Source organism: Leisingera sp. F5, from assembly GCF_001593695.1.
On record NZ_LUKH01000032.1, the window covers coordinates 1 to 16,427 of the forward strand.

General features: G+C 62.9%; 16 protein-coding genes. 12 read left to right on the plus strand and 4 right to left on the minus strand.

Features of this window, described 5'->3' with window-relative positions:
• Positions 1-125: 125 nt before the first annotated feature.
• Entirely contained in the window at positions 126-500 is a 375-nt protein-coding gene (gene tnpA, locus A2I95_RS18840) for an IS200/IS605 family transposase (RefSeq protein WP_291732068.1), read from the plus strand.
• A gap of 284 nt (positions 501-784) precedes the next feature.
• Here tnpA and A2I95_RS18845 read toward each other — a convergent pair whose 3' ends face one another.
• From A2I95_RS18845 to A2I95_RS18860, 4 genes are read right to left on the minus strand one after another with little or no spacing between them, the layout of a single operon-like run.
• Positions 785-1,567, minus strand: coding sequence for an arginine deiminase family protein (locus tag A2I95_RS18845; protein ID WP_291732070.1), 783 nt, complete (start codon positions 1,565-1,567; stop codon positions 785-787).
• A gap of 4 nt (positions 1,568-1,571) precedes the next feature.
• A complete protein-coding gene (locus tag A2I95_RS18850; RefSeq protein WP_291732071.1) occupies positions 1,572-3,176 on the minus strand; it encodes a 5-guanidino-2-oxopentanoate decarboxylase in 1,605 nt (534 codons plus the stop codon).
• On the minus strand, positions 3,173-4,357 hold the full coding sequence (locus A2I95_RS18855; protein WP_291732073.1) for a pyridoxal phosphate-dependent aminotransferase: 1,185 nt from the start codon (positions 4,355-4,357) through the stop codon (positions 3,173-3,175). The genes A2I95_RS18850 and A2I95_RS18855 overlap by 4 nt, the downstream gene beginning before the upstream one ends.
• Entirely contained in the window at positions 4,354-5,001 is a 648-nt protein-coding gene (locus A2I95_RS18860; protein ID WP_291732075.1) for a TetR family transcriptional regulator C-terminal domain-containing protein, read from the minus strand. Before A2I95_RS18860 ends, A2I95_RS18855 begins: the two co-directional genes overlap by 4 nt.
• Positions 5,002-5,098: 97 nt before the next feature.
• On the opposite strand from A2I95_RS18860, the gene A2I95_RS18865 reads away from it, so the two are divergent.
• The 11 genes from A2I95_RS18865 to A2I95_RS18915 all read left to right on the plus strand — a co-directional run bounded on the left by A2I95_RS18865 (position 5,099) and on the right by A2I95_RS18915 (position 16,421).
• Positions 5,099-5,896, plus strand: coding sequence for an ABC transporter ATP-binding protein (locus A2I95_RS18865; RefSeq protein WP_291732078.1), 798 nt, complete (start codon positions 5,099-5,101; stop codon positions 5,894-5,896).
• Positions 5,897-5,935: 39 nt separating this feature from the next.
• Positions 5,936-6,700: a transporter substrate-binding domain-containing protein gene (locus A2I95_RS18870; RefSeq protein WP_291732079.1), complete on the plus strand. Its 765-nt coding sequence runs from the start codon at positions 5,936-5,938 to the stop codon at positions 6,698-6,700.
• Between the two features lie 9 nt (positions 6,701-6,709).
• Positions 6,710-7,456 carry an ABC transporter permease subunit gene (locus A2I95_RS18875; protein ID WP_291732080.1) on the plus strand — a complete coding sequence of 249 codons (747 nt, stop codon included), beginning with the start codon at positions 6,710-6,712 and terminating at the stop codon, positions 7,454-7,456.
• Positions 7,453-8,214: an ABC transporter permease gene (locus A2I95_RS18880; protein WP_291732082.1), complete on the plus strand. Its 762-nt coding sequence runs from the start codon at positions 7,453-7,455 to the stop codon at positions 8,212-8,214. The genes A2I95_RS18875 and A2I95_RS18880 overlap by 4 nt, the downstream gene beginning before the upstream one ends.
• Before the next feature lie 138 nt (positions 8,215-8,352).
• A complete protein-coding gene (locus A2I95_RS18885) occupies positions 8,353-8,817 on the plus strand; it encodes a hypothetical protein (RefSeq protein ID WP_291732084.1) in 465 nt (154 codons plus the stop codon).
• Positions 8,808-11,000 carry a NosR/NirI family protein gene (locus tag A2I95_RS18890; RefSeq protein ID WP_291732086.1) on the plus strand — a complete coding sequence of 731 codons (2,193 nt, stop codon included), beginning with the start codon at positions 8,808-8,810 and terminating at the stop codon, positions 10,998-11,000. Before A2I95_RS18885 ends, A2I95_RS18890 begins: the two co-directional genes overlap by 10 nt.
• 11 nt (positions 11,001-11,011) lie before the next feature.
• Positions 11,012-12,922: a TAT-dependent nitrous-oxide reductase gene (gene nosZ / locus A2I95_RS18895; protein WP_291732088.1), complete on the plus strand. Its 1,911-nt coding sequence runs from the start codon at positions 11,012-11,014 to the stop codon at positions 12,920-12,922.
• 2 nt (positions 12,923-12,924) lie between these two features.
• Complete coding sequence (locus A2I95_RS18900; RefSeq protein ID WP_291732089.1) at positions 12,925-14,193, plus strand: nitrous oxide reductase family maturation protein NosD; 1,269 nt, start codon at positions 12,925-12,927, stop codon at positions 14,191-14,193.
• Complete coding sequence (locus A2I95_RS18905; RefSeq protein WP_291732092.1) at positions 14,186-15,088, plus strand: ABC transporter ATP-binding protein; 903 nt, start codon at positions 14,186-14,188, stop codon at positions 15,086-15,088. Before A2I95_RS18900 ends, A2I95_RS18905 begins: the two co-directional genes overlap by 8 nt.
• Positions 15,085-15,906, plus strand: coding sequence for an ABC transporter permease subunit (locus A2I95_RS18910; protein ID WP_291732094.1), 822 nt, complete (start codon positions 15,085-15,087; stop codon positions 15,904-15,906). Before A2I95_RS18905 ends, A2I95_RS18910 begins: the two co-directional genes overlap by 4 nt.
• Complete coding sequence (locus tag A2I95_RS18915; protein ID WP_291732096.1) at positions 15,903-16,421, plus strand: nitrous oxide reductase accessory protein NosL; 519 nt, start codon at positions 15,903-15,905, stop codon at positions 16,419-16,421. The genes A2I95_RS18910 and A2I95_RS18915 overlap by 4 nt, the downstream gene beginning before the upstream one ends.
• The last annotated feature ends 6 nt before the right edge of the window (positions 16,422-16,427 follow it).

The following is a 16,427-nucleotide window of genomic DNA, read 5'->3' on the forward strand; positions in this document are numbered from 1 at the left end:
CTCTGGAGCAAACCCTCCGGCTTCCAGCCGGAACTGCTTTAGCGTGAAAGAATCCGGTTGTGGCCTTACCCTTGGAAAAATGAGCCGCAGCCGGGTCGAAGGCTCATTTTTTCAAGGGTAAGGCCATGCAATGTGATACCGGGAAACACTGCGTTTTCTACCACCGCTATCAGATCGTGTGGTCCACCAAATACCGCTATAAGGTGCTGCGCGGGGCGTTGCGCCTGCGGGTGCGCGACATTTGCCGCCAGGTCTGTACTGAGAACGGTGTCAGCCTCTTGCGCGGGGTGCTGTCGAGCGACCACGTGCATATGTTCGTTTCCGTGCCGCCCAAGCTCGCCATTTCGGATCTGGTGCGCAAGATGAAGGGCCGTTCGTCTTACCGGGCGCAGCGGGAATTTCCGGCGATCCGCAGACGCTACTGGGGCTGCCGGTTCCGGGGGCGGGGGTATTTTTCAACCACCAACGGAGCGGTCACTGAAGACATCGTACTTCAGTAACTGGAAAACCATATCGCCGATCCTGCCGGCGCCAGCCGGTAGTCGTTCAGTTCATTTCTCATCTGCCACTCTCCGGTGGTTGTGATGAGCCAAGAGCATTTTTATATCAAATTGCCCTCGTTGGATCCATCATAGCGCCGTCATTGCAATTGAGCATCGCCGCTCAATGGAGGCTGGCGGGTGCTTTGGATTGCGGGGGGGGGGGAACCGGTCCGCGCCGGAATTCCGCGCAGCTTAGGCAGCCGCCGCTGCGCGGAAGAGCTCCAGGGTTACCGCCGCCGGGGTCAGAACCGCAGGGACAGGCAGGACATGCCGCCGTCCAGTTTGGCGCAGTCGGTGTTGTCGATTTCAACGATCTGGTAGCCTGCCTTGTCGAGCACATCTGCAGTGCGCGGGAAACCTGCTGCCATCAGCACCAGATTGTTGAACCGGATGGCATTGGCCGCCGCTTCCTCGCCCTCGGCCACATGCAGTACACGGTAACCTTCAAAACACCCTGAAGCATCCAGGCGTTTGGTGGACAGGATGGTCTCGGCATCCATCAGCGAGCAGTCGGTCTTGAAGTGCAGGACGCCCTCGGGAGTGAACACCTCACGCAGAGTGTGGCCCCAATCGGCGGCGATTTCAGCCAGTTCGGCTACACCTGCGGCATCGGTGCGGTCGGAGCGGCCGACCAGGATTTCGGTGCCTGTCACCAGGATGTCGCCGCCTTCGATGTGGCCGGGACCACTGATTTCGCGGATGGTGTCGTAGCAGCTGCGCAGGGCCGGGGCCATTTCAGCCACTTCGCCCAGGCGGGATGGAGCACCGGGGCGCATCAGGATGGCGCCTTGCGGCAGGCACAGGGCAGTGTCCTCGACAAACTGGGCGTCGGGGTAGGCGTCCAGAGGGTCCAGCTCGATCACCTCGGCGCCGGTGCTGCGCAGGGCGGCGACATAGGCGGCATGGGCGGCCAGCATGCTGTCCAGGTCCGGGTTGCCGGTGTCCTCGGCGCGCAGCCCATCCGCGATGGAGGCAGCAGGGCGGCGGGTGATGGCGCGGGTGAACTCGTAAGTCGGGTTTCGCATGGGGTTACTCCTGTCCCGGACCGGGTCCGGTGATGTTGATTTCGAGGATGGAGGGAGCGCCGCGCCCGCTGGCCTCGCTGAGTGCGGCGGCAATTGTCTGCGGCTCCATCGGGACACGGGTGAAGGGGATGCCAAAGGATTTGGCCGCGGCTTCAAAATCCGGCGGGGTCGGGTCGCAGCCCACCACGGGGACGTCCACGGCCTCCATTGAGGCGGCGATTTCGCCATAGCCGCGGTTGTTCCAGAGGACAAAAGTAATGGGCAGGTCTTCGTCCACCGCGGACATGATCTCAGGCAGGGAGAATTGCGCGCCGCCGTCGCCTGCGATGCAGATCACAGATGTGTCCGGCGCGGCGATGGCGGCGCCGATGGCCGCGGGAATGCCAAAGCCAAGCGCGCCATAGCCGGTGGCCGCGTTGAACCAGCCGCCGGGGCGGTCGTGGTCGTAGTAGAGGTTGCCCGCATAAATCGGCTGAGTGGAATCGCCGACCATAAGGGCGTTTGGGACCGCGGCACGCATGGCGTTCAGCACCTCGACCTGACGGCGGTAACCCGGGCCGATTTCTTCAAATGCGGCAGCGCGGGTGTGCTCTGCACGTTCAGCGCCTTGGGCCTGTTTCGCCGGTCCGGGCAGGGCGGCCAAGAGCGCGGCAGCGGCTTGCCCTGCGTGGCCGGTGATGGCGAGCTCCGTTTCGTGCCGGGCAAGCTGGGCGGGGCAGATATCCACCCGGATCAGCCCGGCCATCCGGGGCATGCTGCCGGTGGCGTACATGTCATAGTCGGTTGGTCCCAGCTCGGTCCCCAGAGCAAGCACGCAATCGGCGTCCTCGATCAACGCGCGGGTGGCTTTTAGGCTGGGGCTGGCGGGAACGGTCAGCGGATGGCCGTGCATCAGGCCGCGGGCGTTGACTGTCTGGACCACCGGGGCGTCCAGTTGTTCAGCCAGAGCCTGAAGGGCATTGTTTGCGGTTTTCATGCCGCCGCCGGCCAGGATCACGACATTTGTTGCTGCGGAGAGCCGGTTTGCAGCTTTGGTGATCAGGGCGGAGTCAAGCGGCGTCGGTGCGGGGGGGGGAGCATTTGCGCCGTTGTCTGCTGCGGCGCCTGCAACGTCCAGCGGGATCTGGATGTGGGTGGGGCCGGGGCGGCCTGCCGAGAAGGGGGCAAAGGCGTGGTCTAGCGCGTTCTCCAACCCGGCAGGCTGTGCGACGTGCTCTGAGACCAGTGCGACGGTCTTGGCCAGCGCGTGCTGGTCCGGCAGCTCGTGGAGATGGCCGTGGCCCTTGCCGAGCGTGCCACTGGCATTGACGCCGGAGACCGCCAGCATTGGCACCGAATCTGCGCGGGCCTGGGCCATCGGGGTCAATGTGTTGGTGAGGCCGGGGCCGGTGATCACAAAGGCGACGCCCGGCTTGCCCGAGACGCGGGCATAGCCGTCAGCCATGAAACCTGCGCCCTGTTCGTGGCGCGGGGTGACATGGCGGATGCCAGAGGCCGCGAGGCCGCGGTAAAGCTCGACCGTGTGGACGCCAGGGATGCCGAACACGCAAGAAACCCCGCGTTTCTGCAGCCCCGCGACCAGAGCCTCGCCAACTGTTTTTGCGGTCATGCGACGCTCCTGGTCTTGCGGATTGCGTGGGCGGTGATCCGGTCCAGCGCGGTGGCAAAGCTGCTGTCGTCGATTGTGAGGGCGACGCGCACCCAAGTCTTGAGGCTGTCGCCAAAGGCGGAGCCGGGCATGACGGCGACGCCGCTGTCCAAAAGATCCCAGGCATAGGCATCGCCGTCCATTCCGGTGGCAGAGACGTCGATCAGGGCAAACATGCCCGCCTCGGGGCGGTGGACGCGCAATTCAGTCTCGCCGTGCAAGCGCTGGACCAGAAGGTCGGCGCGGGCAGCAAAACGGGCGGCCATGCCTGGGGCGACGGAGGAGCCATCGCGCACGGCTTTTTCAGTCATATCAGCGATAAAGGGCTGGTTGCCAAACAGCATGGTTTCCGACACCGGCAGCAGAGCGGTGCAGAAATCCGCAGGTCCGGCGCACCAGCCGCTGCGGAAGCCCGGTGCGGCGTGGGATTTGGAGATCGAAGATACCGCAATCACCCGGTCCGCCAGGGCAGGATCGGAGAGGGGGGAGACGAATTCCGCACCATCGAACACCAGATGCTCGTAGACCTCGTCGGAAATGATCCAGAGGTCATGCTGGATGGCCAGTTCACCGATTTTGCGCAGGTCGTCAGCGGTCAGGATGGCACCGGTCGGGTTGTGCGGGGTGGTCAGCAGGATCGCGCGGCTGCGGGGAGTGATACGCGCGGCGATGTCGCTTGCCTGCATCCTGAATCCGGCCTCGGGCCGCAGCGGCACCGGCACCATATCGGCACCGGAGGCCCGGATCACACCCTCGTAGGTGGCATACATCGGATCGCCCACCAGCACCTCGGTGCCGGGTTCCGCGACGCCTTGCAGCACCGCATACAGCGCGGTCTGGGTGCCGGGGAAACAGAGGGTGTTCTCCGGTCCGAACACGCGTCCTCGGCTTGCGCTGTAGGCCTCGGCAAGGGCGGCGCGCAGACGCGCTTCGCCACGGCCATCAGAATAGCCGGTGCGGCCCGCCTGCATTGCTTGTGCAGCGGTCTCGATCAGGTCCGGCGGGGTGGGCACATCCGGCTCGCCGATGGTCATCTCAACCAGATCAGCCCCGGCTTCGGCCAGTTGCCGAGCCTTCAGGTGCACTTCCCATTTGCCACCGCCCAAACCGGCCAGCCGTTCGGTGATTGCTGTCAGCCTCATGACGTTTCAGCCCCTTGTTCCAAGTTCAGTCCTGTCATCGCGGCAACCGATTGCCGCCCGATTTCTGCCAGTTCCCCCGGTGCAAAGGCATCGGGCAGGGCGCCGCCTTCCAGCCACAGCCCGTCAATAAGCGCGTTGCAGGCAATCGCCAGCTGGCGCAGCCGCACAGGCGGGGCCGGGCGGCCCGCTTCTTCCAGGGCGGCAGTGATCAGTGCCTCCAGCTGGTCGCGGAAATAGGCATATGTGCGTTCGTGCGTCGCCTTCATGTGGGGGTCCTGCTGCACCTTGTTGAGGAAGCTGGCCCAAAGCGCGATGGCGCGCGGATCCACCACCGGCGGGGTCAGCGAGGCAGTCACAAAGGCCGTGAGCCGTTCCAGTGCAGATCCCTGAACAGCCGATGCCGGGGCAAAGGTCTGGTCGGTCATGAAGGTCATGTGGTGTTCATAGGCGGCAGTGATCAGCTCTTCCTTGGAGCTGAAGTAATGCCGGATCAGCCCCTGAGTGACGTTGGCGCGCTCGGCAATGCCCCGCACAGTAGCCCCGCGTACGCCGTTTTCCGCCACCAGCTCCAGCGTGGCCAGAATCAGCGCTCCCTTCCGGGATTCGGCGGATTCGCGTTTGAATTTACGGCGCTCGTCGCTCACCTCAGCTCCTGTTTTTTGCCATTCAGAGAAATTATACACTTGCATAATTACTGGAATCGCGGCTTACTGCAATCAGAAAATTCAGGGTGATGTAAAAATGGACACAGCCGCTGCGGCCGCATCAGAATTGGAGCCCGCCACGCACCGCGAGGCGATCCGGGTAGAGGATTTGCATAAGTCCTTTGGCAATCTGGAAGTGCTGAAGGGTGTGAACCTGACCGCTCATCAGGGCGATGTGGTGGCGATCATCGGCGGTTCCGGGTCGGGCAAGTCGACCATGTTGCGCTGCATCAATTTCCTGGAGACACCGAGTTCGGGCAAGATTGTGATCGGTGGCGAAGATGTTGCGATGCGCAAGGATGGCAGCCCTTCAAATCAAAAGCAGATCGAGCGTATCCGCACCAAGCTTGCGATGGTGTTCCAGCAGTTCAATCTATGGACCCACCGGACGCTGCTGGAAAACGTGATCGAGGTGCCGGTGCATGTGTTGAAGGTGCCCAAGGCTGAAGCCATAGTACGGGCCCGCGAACTGCTGGAGCGGGTAGGGCTGGGCGGCAAGGAGGACACCTTTCCGGCCTATCTGTCCGGCGGCCAGCAGCAGCGGGCGGCAATTGCCCGCGCATTGGCGGTGGACCCGTCAGCGATGCTGTTTGACGAGCCGACGTCGGCGCTGGATCCGGAACTGGTGGGCGAGGTGCTGACGGTGATCCGCGATCTGGCTGCCGAAGGGCGCACCATGCTGCTGGTCACCCATGAAATGAAGTTCGCCCGCGAAGTCGCGAACCACGTTGTTTATCTGTACCAGGGCCGCATCGAAGAGCAGGGGCCGCCTGCCGAGGTCTTTGGCAATCCGCAATCAGAACGGCTGAAGCAATTTTTAAGCTCGGTCGCCTGATCCACTACCACCACAATAATAATCAACTGGGAGAGACCTATGAAACTGAAAGTATTGCTTGCCGCTGCCACCGCAGCCGCCGCCCTGACTGCTGGCGCCGCTGCTGCGGAACAGGTGAAGATCGGCATCGCCGCGGAGCCTTATCCGCCGTTTGCCTCGCTCGACAGCTCGGGCAACTGGGTCGGCTGGGAAGTCGAGATGATCGGTGCGGTTTGCGCCGCGGCAGAACTGGACTGCGTGATTACACCTGTGGCTTGGGATGGGATCATTCCGTCGCTGACCGGCCAGCAGGTCGACGCCATTATGGCCTCGATGTCGATCACCGAGGAGCGGCTGAAGACGATTGATTTCAGCGATCCCTATTACAATACCCCGGCGGTGATCGTGGCGGACAAGTCGATGGATATCGAGGCGACCCCGGACTCGCTGGCGGGCAAAATCGTGGGCATTCAGGCCTCGACCATCCACCAGGCTTATGCGCAGGAATACTTCAAGGATGCCGAACTGAAGGTTTATCAGACCCAGGATGAGGCTAACCAGGATCTGTTTGCAGGCCGCATTGATGCGACCCAGGCGGACAGCATTGCAATGGCGGATTTTGTGGGCTCCGATACCGGCAGCTGCTGCGAAATCAAAGGCGCGGTTGCTGATGATCCCGCAATCCTGGGCCGCGGTGTCGGTGCCGGTGTGCGCAAGGGCGACGATGCGCTGCGCGAGGCGCTGAACAAGGGTATCGCCGCAGTCCTGGCCGACGGCACCCATGAGAAGATCACTGCCAAATACTTCACTACCAGCATCTACTAAGGTGCTGCCATGACCGGACTGTTTGAACTACTGGGCCTCGGCGCCAGCGCTGAGCTGCTGTCGCTGTCGGGCTGGGGGGGCAACCTGCTGCGCGGGCTGGCCAACTCCCTGCAGATCGCCTTTGGCGCTTTTGGGCTGGGGCTGGTGATCGGGCTGTTCGGCGCCTACGGCAAAATATACGGCGGGAAGGTCACGCGTGATCTTCTCGCCATCTATACCACGGTGATACGGGCGGTGCCGGAACTGGTGCTGATCCTGATCCTCTACTACGTGGGCAGCGATATTATAAATAAGATCTCCCAAGCCATGGGCGGCGGCCGGGTTGAGATCAATGGCGTAGCTGCCGGTATCTGGGTCTTGGGCGTGGTGCAGGGGGCCTATGCCACTGAAGTGCTGCGCGGTGCCATCAAGGCGGTGCCTGTAGGCCAGATTGAGGCCGCGAAATCCTATGGCATGCCGGCCTTCATGATCATGCGGCGGGTGACGATCCCGGCGATGATGAGCTTTGCGGTGCCGGGGCTGGCAAACTTGTGGCTGATCGCCACCAAAGACACTGCCTTGCTCGCCGTGGTCGGCTTCAATGAGCTGACACTGGAAACCCGTCAGGCAGCAAGCAGCACGCGGGCTTATTTCACCTTCTTTTTGGCCGCCGGGTTCCTGTACCTGATGGTGACGCTGTGCTCCGGTGCGGTCTTTGCCCGGATTGAGAAATGGGCACGGCGCGGGCAGCCCTCTCTGAAGGGGGGCACGTCATGACCGGTTTCAAGGAGCTGATGCAGCCTCACCGCATCGTTATGATGCTGATTTTTGCGGCGCTTGTGATTTGGTGCGCGGTCTCGCTGCGCTGGGACTGGCTTCCGAAATATGCGCCGCTGGCGCTGGAAGGGTTGTGGACGACGATCTGGATCTTGGCGGTATCCCTTGTCATCGGGTTCCTGCTGGCAGTGCCGCTGGGGTTGGCCCAAGCCGTGGGGCCTTGGTATCTGTCCATTCCGGCCCGCACATTCTGCACCATTATCCGCGGCACGCCTTTGCTGTTGCAGATTTGGCTGCTGTATTACGGGCTGGGTTCACTGTTTCCGCAGTTTCCCTGGATCCGCTCGTCCGAACTGTGGCCGTACCTGCGCCAGGCCTGGCCTTATGCGGTGCTGGCGCTGTCTCTGTCTTATGCGGGCTATGAAGGCGAAGTGATGCGGGGCGCATTCTCGGGGGTAGCCAAGGGGCAGCTTGAGGCCGCGAAGTCCTTTGGCATGCCGCGGTTCACCATGTTCCGCCGGATCTGGTTGCCGCAGGCGATCCGCAATGTGCTGCCGACTTTGGGCGGAGAAACCATTCTGCAGCTGAAGGCAACGCCGCTGGTGGCGACGATCACGGTGATGGAAATCTATGCGGTATCCTCCCGCGTGCGGGCCGACACATTCATCGTTTACGAGCCGCTGCTCCTGCTTGCGGTGGTCTATATGGCAATTGCGGGAGTGATAACCCTGGCTTTCCGGCGGTTCGAGAATGGCTGATCTGCCGGGCGGTTAGCCCCTCTTCCGGACTGTGGTCAAACGGTCCGGAATCTCTGATTTATCTGACATACATCAAATAACGGCACTGAAGTTCCCTCTAGTGTCAGCGGCAAATGCAGCAAGAGATTCTTGTAACAGATGCCGCGCACCTCTTTCATATCTACCGCTTGCCGCGCCGGGTTGTTCCGGCGGCTGGCGGGGCTGTGCGCCATTTTCATGCTGGTGGTGCAGGTTGCCTTTCCCGGTGCGGCGCAGGCCGCGGCGGGCGGAGAATGGATCGAGATCTGCGGTGAGTTCGGCGTGGTGGAGATCCAAGTCGCCGAGGAAGACAGCGGCGAGGCGCAGGATTGCCCCAAATGCAGCACCTGTCCGCTGTGCGCTGCTGAAAACGGCGCCGGGCCGGTTAGTGTTTTTCGCTCTGATATCAGCCGGGCGGCAGACTGCGCCGTGCTGCTGCCTGCGGGAACCGCCGTGCAACCGAACCCGGCGCAATACTGGCACGACGGCCGCGGGCCTCCGCTAACAACCAAGATAGAATCCGAACGCGCATCCCGCGCGTCCGTGGCAGCCACTCTAACGAAAGGAGAGGCGCCATGGTCCTGACACGCGCCTTCCGGGGCTGGATGACAGCCCTTGTGATAACATTCGCCGCCGTATTCACCGCGGCGGGTGCTGAGGCAGACAGCCTCGACTCTTTCCTGACAGAACTGACACCTGCCGACCTGGTGCCCGGCGCCGAGGCGTTCGGTCCGGTACGCACGGATGTGCCGGTGGCCCCGGTGCTGAAAGCGGGCGAGATAATCGCCTATGCCTTTCTGACCTCTGATTTTGTCGGCACCACCGGCTACAGCGGCAAGCCGATCCATGTGGTGGCAGCGATTGACACCGATGCGGTGCTGACCGGCGTGAAGCTGGTCAAGCATTCCGAACCGATTGTACTGATCGGCATCCCGAACTCCAAGATGATCAAGCTGACCGAAAGCTATACCGGGCTGGACCTGAAGGCCGAGGCAGCGGCGGGCGGCGATGCCCATGATCTCGACATCATCTCGGGCGCGACGGTGACCATCATGGTGATCGACGACAGCCTGGTGCGGGCCGGGATCAAGGTGGCGCGGGCGCTGGGGCTGGGCGGCCTGTCGCCGGTGCAGGCGGACGGGCCAAAGCGCGAGGTCGACATGGCCCGCGAGGAAGTGGCGGACTGGACAACGCTGGCGGGTGACGGATCTGTGCGGCGGATGACGCTGGACATTGGTCAGGTCAACGCGGCTTTTGAGGCCACTGGCGATCAGCGTGCGATCAAACGGCCTGAGGCCGGGGCGCCGGATGACACCTTTATCGATATGCATATGGCGCTGGTTTCAGTTCCTGCCATCGGCAAGTCGCTGCTGGGCGAGGCCGAGTATCAGAACCTTAGGGCCTGGCTGAAGGAGGGCGAGCACGCCATTCTGGTGCTGGGGCGGGGCAGCTACAGCTTCAAGGGTTCCGGCTATGTGCGCGGCGGCATCTTTGACCGGATCCAGCTGATCCAAGGCGATGCCTCGGTGCGGTTCTTTGACAAACAGCACAAGCGGCTGGGGGAGCTGGCCACCGGTGACAGCCCCAGCTTTGGCGAACTGGACCTGTTCAGGATCCCGGCAGATGCGGAGTTCGATCCCGCAGAGCCATTCCGGCTGCAGCTCCTGGTGCAGCGCTCCGTCGGCGCGCTGGAGCGGGCGTTTCTGACGTTTGACTTGGGCTACAGGCTGCCGGAGCAGTACTTGTTGCCCGCCGCGCCTGCACCCAAGCTGGTGGATGATGATACCGGTGAAGCCGCGGCCAAGGCGGCGTTGTGGCAGCGGATCTGGAACGACCGCACGCTGGAGATCGGTGTTCTGGGCGTGATGCTGCTGGTGCTGACGGGGGTGTTTTTCTTCCAGTTCCAGGCAACTGCGAATGCGCGTGTCTTCTACTGGTTCCGCATTGGCTACCTGACCGTCACCTTGGTGTTCCTGGGTTGGTACGCCAACGCACAGCTGAGCGTGGTGAACCTGATGGCACTGGCAGGCAGCTTGCGGGGCGGGTTTTCGTGGGATGCCTTTCTGCTGGATCCGCTGGTGTTCATCCAGTGGTTTGCCGTCGCCGCCGCGCTGCTGTTCTGGGGCCGAGGCGCCTATTGCGGCTGGCTGTGCCCGTTCGGCGCGCTGCAGGAGCTGACCAACAAGATCGCCCGCGCGTGCCGCGTGCCGCAGATTACCTTGCCCTGGGGGCTGCATGAGCGGCTGTGGCCTGCGAAATACATGATTTTCCTCGGACTGTTCGGCATTTCGATGGTGTCGATCCCGCTGGCGGAAACCTATGCCGAAGTGGAGCCGTTCAAGACCGCGATCATTCTGAAGTTCGTGCGCGACTGGCCGTTTGTTGTCTTTGCGCTGGTGCTGCTGGGGCTGGGGCTGTTCGTTGAACGGTTCTATTGCCGCTACCTGTGCCCGCTGGGGGCCGCGCTGGCGATCCCGGCAAGGGTGCGGATGTTCGACTGGCTGCGCCGCTACAAGGAATGCGGCAGCCCTTGCCAGACCTGCGCCAATGAATGCCCCGTTCAGGCCATTCACCCGACTGGTGAGATCAATCCGAACGAATGCGTCGACTGCCTGCATTGCCAGGTTCTGTATCAATCCGAAACCAAATGCCCGGTTGTGATCAAACAGCTGAAACGCCGGGCCAAGACCGGCAGCCCGGCACCAGACGTCACTCTGGGCCGCCCGCCCGCCAATCACCCCAACGCGAACAGGACAAAAGTTTCCTGAAGGAGGACATCATGTCTGAAGATCTGAAAAACAAACTGCCCGTCACCCGCCGCGGCCTCTTGGGGGCCACAGCCTCCGGCGCCGTGCTGGCGGCCACTGGCGCCGGCTCCGCCCTGCTGGGCGCCAAGCCTGCGCAAGCGGCGGAGGGCGTCAACCTGGCGCCGGGCGAACTGGATGAATACTACGGTTTCTGGTCCTCGGGCCAGACCGGCGAACTGCGCATCCTCGGCGTGCCCTCGATGCGGGAATTCATGCGGATTCCGGTGTTCAACCGCTGTTCGGCCACCGGCTGGGGCCAGACCAACGAGTCGCTGAAGATCCTGACCGAGGGCCTGCTGCCGGAGACCAAGGAATTCCTGGCCGCCAACGGCAAGGTCACCTATGACAACGGTGACCTTCACCACCCGCATATGTCGTTCACCGACGGCACCTATGACGGCCGCTTCCTGTTCATGAACGACAAGGCCAACACCCGCGTCGCCCGGGTGCGCTGCGACGTGATGAAATGCGACAAGATCATCGAGATCCCCAACGCCAAGGACATCCACGGCCTGCGCCCGCAGAAATTCCCGCGCACCGGTTATGTCTTTGCCAATGGCGAGCACGAGGCGCCGCTGGTCAACGATGGCCAGATCCTGGATGATCCGTCGCAATACGTGAACATCTTCTCGGCCATCGACGGCGACACCATGGAAGTCGCTTGGCAGGTGATCGTCTCGGGCAACCTCGATAACACCGACTGCGACTATCAGGGCAAATACGCCTACTCGACCTCCTACAACTCGGAAATGGGCATGACCCTGGCCGAGATGACCGAGAACGAGCTGGACCACGTTGTTGTCTTCAACATTGCGGCGATCGAGGCAGCGATTGAGGCCGGCAACTATGAGGAGTTGAACGGCGCCAAGGTTGTAGACGGGCGCAAGGACGCGCCGGGCAAGCTGACCCGCTACATCCCGATCCCGAACTCGCCGCACGGCATCAACACCGCGCCGGACAAGAAGCACGTCTGCGTCAACGGCAAGCTGTCGCCGACTGTGTCGGTGATCGATGTCGAAAAGCTGGACGCGCTGTTCGATGCGGATGCCGATCCGCGCTCGGCAGTGGTTGCAGAGCCGCAGCTGGGCCTTGGCCCGCTTCACACCGCATTCGACAACCGCGGCTATGCCTATACCACCCTGTTCCTGGACAGCCAGGTGGTGAAATGGGACATCGCCAAGGCGATCGAGGCCTATGCAGGCGCCGATGTGGATCCGATCCTCGACAAGCTGGATGTGCACTATCAGCCGGGCCACAACTCCACCTCGATGGGGGAGACCGCCGAGGCGGATGGCAAGTGGCTGATTTCGATGAACAAGTTCTCCAAGGACCGGTTCCTGAACGTCGGCCCCCTGAAGCCCGAGAACGAGCAGCTGATCGATATTTCCGGCGACAAGATGAAGGTGGTGCACGACGGCCCGACCTTTGCCGAGCCGCATGACTCGATCATCGTCCACCGCTCCAAGGTGAACCCGGCCAACATCTGGGACCGTAACGACCCGATGTGGAGCGAGGCCCGCAAGCAGGCTGAGGCGGATGGCGTCGATCTGGACGATTGGCAGGACACCATCGTGCGCGACGGCGACAAGGTGCGGGTTTACATGTCCAGCCAGGCGCCGAACTTCAGCTTGGAGAAGTTCACCGTCAAGCAGGGCGACGAGGTCACCGTCTATGTCACCAACTTGGATGATATCGACGACCTGACCCACGGCTTCTGTCTGTCCAATTTCGGCGTCGCGATGGAGGTCGGGCCGCAGGCCACTGCCTCTGTCACCTTCAAGGCGGAGCGTCCGGGCGTGCATTGGTACTATTGCCAGTGGTTCTGCCACGCGCTGCACATGGAGATGCGCGGCCGGATGCTGGTTGAGCCGCGGAGCGCGTAAACATGAAACGGCTCCTGCCCATATCTTTGCTTGCGGCTCTCTCCTGTCTGGCGCCTGCCTGGGCGGCGGATTGGGACGTGCCCAACCGGGCAGGGGCCATTGCTGAAACACTGGCGCAGGCGGCGGATGGCGACACCCTCCGCCTCGCCCCCGGTGAATATACCGAAATCTTGGTGCTGGACCGGCCTGTCACGCTGGACGGGTTGGGCCACGCCACACTGGACGGTCAGGGCATGGGATCGGTGATCACCGTGACCGGACCGGGTGTGACGGTGCAGAACCTGACCGTTGTTGGCTCCGGCTCCTCGCATCAGGAGATCGACAGCGGCATCAAGCTGACCAAGACAGCGAAGGCGCCCCAGATCCTGAACAATGTGCTGCTGGGCAACCTGTACGGCGTGGATATTCATGGGGCAAAAGACAGCTTGGTGCAGGGCAACCGGATTGAAGGCCGCCTGGACCGCCGCATGAATTCCCGCGGCAACGGCGTCTATGTCTGGAACGCGCCGGGCGCGGTGGTGGATGGCAATGACATCCGCTTTGGCCGTGACGGGGTATTTGTGAACAGTTCCAGGAAAAACACGTTCACTAACAATGTGTTCCGCGATCTGCGCTTTGCGGTGCACTATATGTACGCGGATAACTCCGAAGTTTCCGGCAATGTCTCGATAGGCAATCACCTGGGCTATGCGGTGATGTTTTCCACGCGCGTCAAGGTGACGGGAAACGTCTCGCTGAATGACCGCGACCACGGGATGATGCTGAACTACGCCAACCAGGGCGAGTTCCGGGGCAACTATGTAAAGGGTGCCAAGGGCAAATGCACCTTCCTCTACAATGCGCACAAGAATGATTTCTCGGGCAATTGGTTTGAGGGCTGCGGCATTGGCATCCATTTCACCGCGGGCAGCGCGGGCAACCGGATGGTGGGCAATGCCTTTGTCGGCAACCGGCATCAGGTGAAATTCGTCTCCACCAAATGGGTGGAATGGTCGGAGGACGGCCAGGGTAATTACTGGTCCGACTTCGCAGGTTTTGATGTGGACGGGGATGGCATCGCAGATGCGCCGTACCGCCCGAACGACAGCATGGATCATGTGCTGTGGACGCAGCCGGCGGCGAAGCTGCTGATGGGCTCGCCCGCAGTGCAGCTGGTGAAGTGGTCGCAATCGGCGTTTCCGGCGCTGCTGCCGGGCGGGGTGATCGACAGCCACCCGCTGATGCGGCCGGAGCGGCCTGAGGCTGCCAGAAAGGTTGAACAAGATGGATAACGCAAACAGCCCGCTGCAGATCCGCGCGCTGGACAAGTTCCGCGGCAGGACCCAGGTGCTGCATGGCATCGACCTGGATATCGCTCCTGGGGAACGGCTGGCGCTGCTGGGCCACAATGGCGCAGGGAAGTCGACGTTGATCAAGGCCGTGTTGGGCCTGATCCGGCACGAGGGCGGCAGCATCCGCATCTGCGGCGCGGCGCCCGGCAGTGCGGCGGCGCGCACCGCGACCGCCTTCCTGCCCGAAGCTGTCAGTTTCCACCCGGCGCTGACCGGGCACGAGCAGCTGTCGCTGTTTGCCCGTCTTGCCGGGGAGCGCGCGGATATCGACGGATTGCTGGAACGCGTCGGTCTAGGCGAAGCCATGCACCGCCGCATCGGCGCCTATTCCAAGGGGATGCGGCAGCGGCTGGGCTTGGCGCAGGTGCTGCTGGGGCGTCCCAAGCTGGCGCTGCTGGACGAACCGACCAGCGGGCTGGACCCGATCTCGCGCCAGGATCTGTATGCCATCATCAACGAGCTGGCAGAACAGGGCGCGGCGGTGCTGATCGCCTCTCATGCTTTGACTGAGGTAGAGGCACGCACCGACCGTATCGCCATTCTGCGCAAGGGGGTGAAGGTCGCTGATGACACGCTGGCAGGCCTTTCGGCTCAAGCCGGACTCCCGGTGAAGCTGCGGGTTCAGGCAAACGAAGCGCAGGCAGACCGGATTGCATTTGAAACTGGCGGACGGCGGATCAACGGTGCCTCAGTCGAGGTCCTGTGCAGCCCGCAGGACAAAATGGCCGAGCTGCGCAAGATTGCGGCTATGGGCGATGCGGTGGCGGATATCGACATGGTGCCGCCGCGGCTGGAAGACCTCTATCGCCATTACTCAGGGGAGGACCGCAAATGAGACGCGCCTTTGCCATTGCCCGTGCCGAGATGCTGATTCTGCGGCGCAACCGCTGGCTGTTCATGGCCACGCTGATCATGCTGGCCTTTGCGCTGGCGCTGTCCTTTGCCGGCTCGGCGCCGACGGGGACGCTGGGGGTGGACATGCTGACCGTCTCGGTGGCCTCGATGACCACGCTGTCGGTCTACCTAGCGCCGCTGCTGGCGCTGATGATGGGGTTTGATGCGGTGGCAGGGGACCGAGACCGCGGCAGTCTTGCCTTGCTGCTCGCCTATCCGGCGGGCCGGGCCGAGATCCTGCTGGGCAAGCTGATGGCGCATGTGGCCGCTCTGGCAATTGCTATGTGCATCGGCTTTGGTGCCGCCGGAGCCGTTGCCGCCTGGTTTGGCGGCGCGGGAACCGAGAGCCTGATGGCGCTGGGGCGGCTGGTGCTGACCTCGATCCTGCTGGGGGCTGTGTTCCTGGTGCTGGGCTATGCGCTGTCAGCGCTGTCCAGCGGCGCGACGGCTGCCGCCGGCCTGTCAGCGGGTGTGTGGCTGGTGTTTGTGGTGCTTTATGACCTCGGGCTTCTGGGCGCGGTAGTGATGGACAGCGGCGGGGTGTTCACTCAGAAGATCTTCCCCTGGGTGATGGTTGCCAACCCGGCGGATGCGTTCCGGCTGTGGAATGTCGCCGCCTCGGAAAGCGTGGCGCTCTCCAGCGGCATGGCGGGCGCTGCCGGGGCTTTGCCCGGCTGGGCTGCACCGTTGTCGCTGCTGTTGTGGCCCGCGCTGGGCTTCCTGCTGGCCTGCGCCGCGTTCCGGAGGGTGGAGCCATGAAACGCCTGATCCTTGCTGCTGCGCTGGTTCTGACTGCCTGCCAGGAGGAAGAGGCCAAGGCGCCTCCCGCGCCGGTGGAGCTGACGGAGGTGGCGCTGAGTTACTTCTGCCAGATGAATGTGGCCGAACATGGCGGGCCGAAGGGGCAGATCCACCTGGACGGTTTCCCGGTGCCGCTGTTCTTTGCCCAGGTGCGGGATTTGGCGGCCTATGTGAAAAGCCCGGAACGGGATGCAGAGATCACTGCCATCTATGTGAGCGATATGGGCGCGGCCCCCAGCTGGGCGCATCCCGGCACCAGGAACTGGATTGATGCTGAGGGTGCGCATTTCGTGGTGGGGTCGAATGTGGCAGGCGGCATGGGCGCGCCGGAAGTCGTGCCCTTTGCCTCGCCTGAGGACGCCGCCCGGTTTGCTTACCGGTACGGCGGCGAAGTTAACGGGTTTGAGGGTATTCCCGATGAGGCAGTCCTGGGTCCGGTCGACCTTGACCAGCAGCTGGAGACGCCGTCCTGACGCCTC

Excerpts from the sequence above, each read along its gene's own strand:
- tnpA (WP_291732068.1), top strand. The coding sequence starts at position 126 with ATGCAATGTGATACCGGGAAACACTGCGTTTTCTACCACCGCTATCAG.
- A2I95_RS18845 (WP_291732070.1), bottom strand. The coding sequence starts at position 1,567 with ATGCGAAACCCGACTTACGAGTTCACCCGCGCCATCACCCGCCGCCCT.
- A2I95_RS18850 (WP_291732071.1), bottom strand. The coding sequence starts at position 3,176 with ATGACCGCAAAAACAGTTGGCGAGGCTCTGGTCGCGGGGCTGCAGAAA.
- A2I95_RS18855 (WP_291732073.1), bottom strand. The coding sequence starts at position 4,357 with ATGAGGCTGACAGCAATCACCGAACGGCTGGCCGGTTTGGGCGGTGGC.
- A2I95_RS18865 (WP_291732078.1), top strand. The coding sequence starts at position 5,099 with ATGGACACAGCCGCTGCGGCCGCATCAGAATTGGAGCCCGCCACGCAC.
- A2I95_RS18870 (WP_291732079.1), top strand. The coding sequence starts at position 5,936 with ATGAAACTGAAAGTATTGCTTGCCGCTGCCACCGCAGCCGCCGCCCTG.
- A2I95_RS18875 (WP_291732080.1), top strand. The coding sequence starts at position 6,710 with ATGACCGGACTGTTTGAACTACTGGGCCTCGGCGCCAGCGCTGAGCTG.
- A2I95_RS18880 (WP_291732082.1), top strand. The coding sequence starts at position 7,453 with ATGACCGGTTTCAAGGAGCTGATGCAGCCTCACCGCATCGTTATGATG.
- A2I95_RS18885 (WP_291732084.1), top strand. The coding sequence starts at position 8,353 with ATGCCGCGCACCTCTTTCATATCTACCGCTTGCCGCGCCGGGTTGTTC.
- A2I95_RS18890 (WP_291732086.1), top strand. The coding sequence starts at position 8,808 with ATGGTCCTGACACGCGCCTTCCGGGGCTGGATGACAGCCCTTGTGATA.
- nosZ (WP_291732088.1), top strand. The coding sequence starts at position 11,012 with ATGTCTGAAGATCTGAAAAACAAACTGCCCGTCACCCGCCGCGGCCTC.
- A2I95_RS18900 (WP_291732089.1), top strand. The coding sequence starts at position 12,925 with ATGAAACGGCTCCTGCCCATATCTTTGCTTGCGGCTCTCTCCTGTCTG.
- A2I95_RS18905 (WP_291732092.1), top strand. The coding sequence starts at position 14,186 with ATGGATAACGCAAACAGCCCGCTGCAGATCCGCGCGCTGGACAAGTTC.
- A2I95_RS18910 (WP_291732094.1), top strand. The coding sequence starts at position 15,085 with ATGAGACGCGCCTTTGCCATTGCCCGTGCCGAGATGCTGATTCTGCGG.
- A2I95_RS18915 (WP_291732096.1), top strand. The coding sequence starts at position 15,903 with ATGAAACGCCTGATCCTTGCTGCTGCGCTGGTTCTGACTGCCTGCCAG.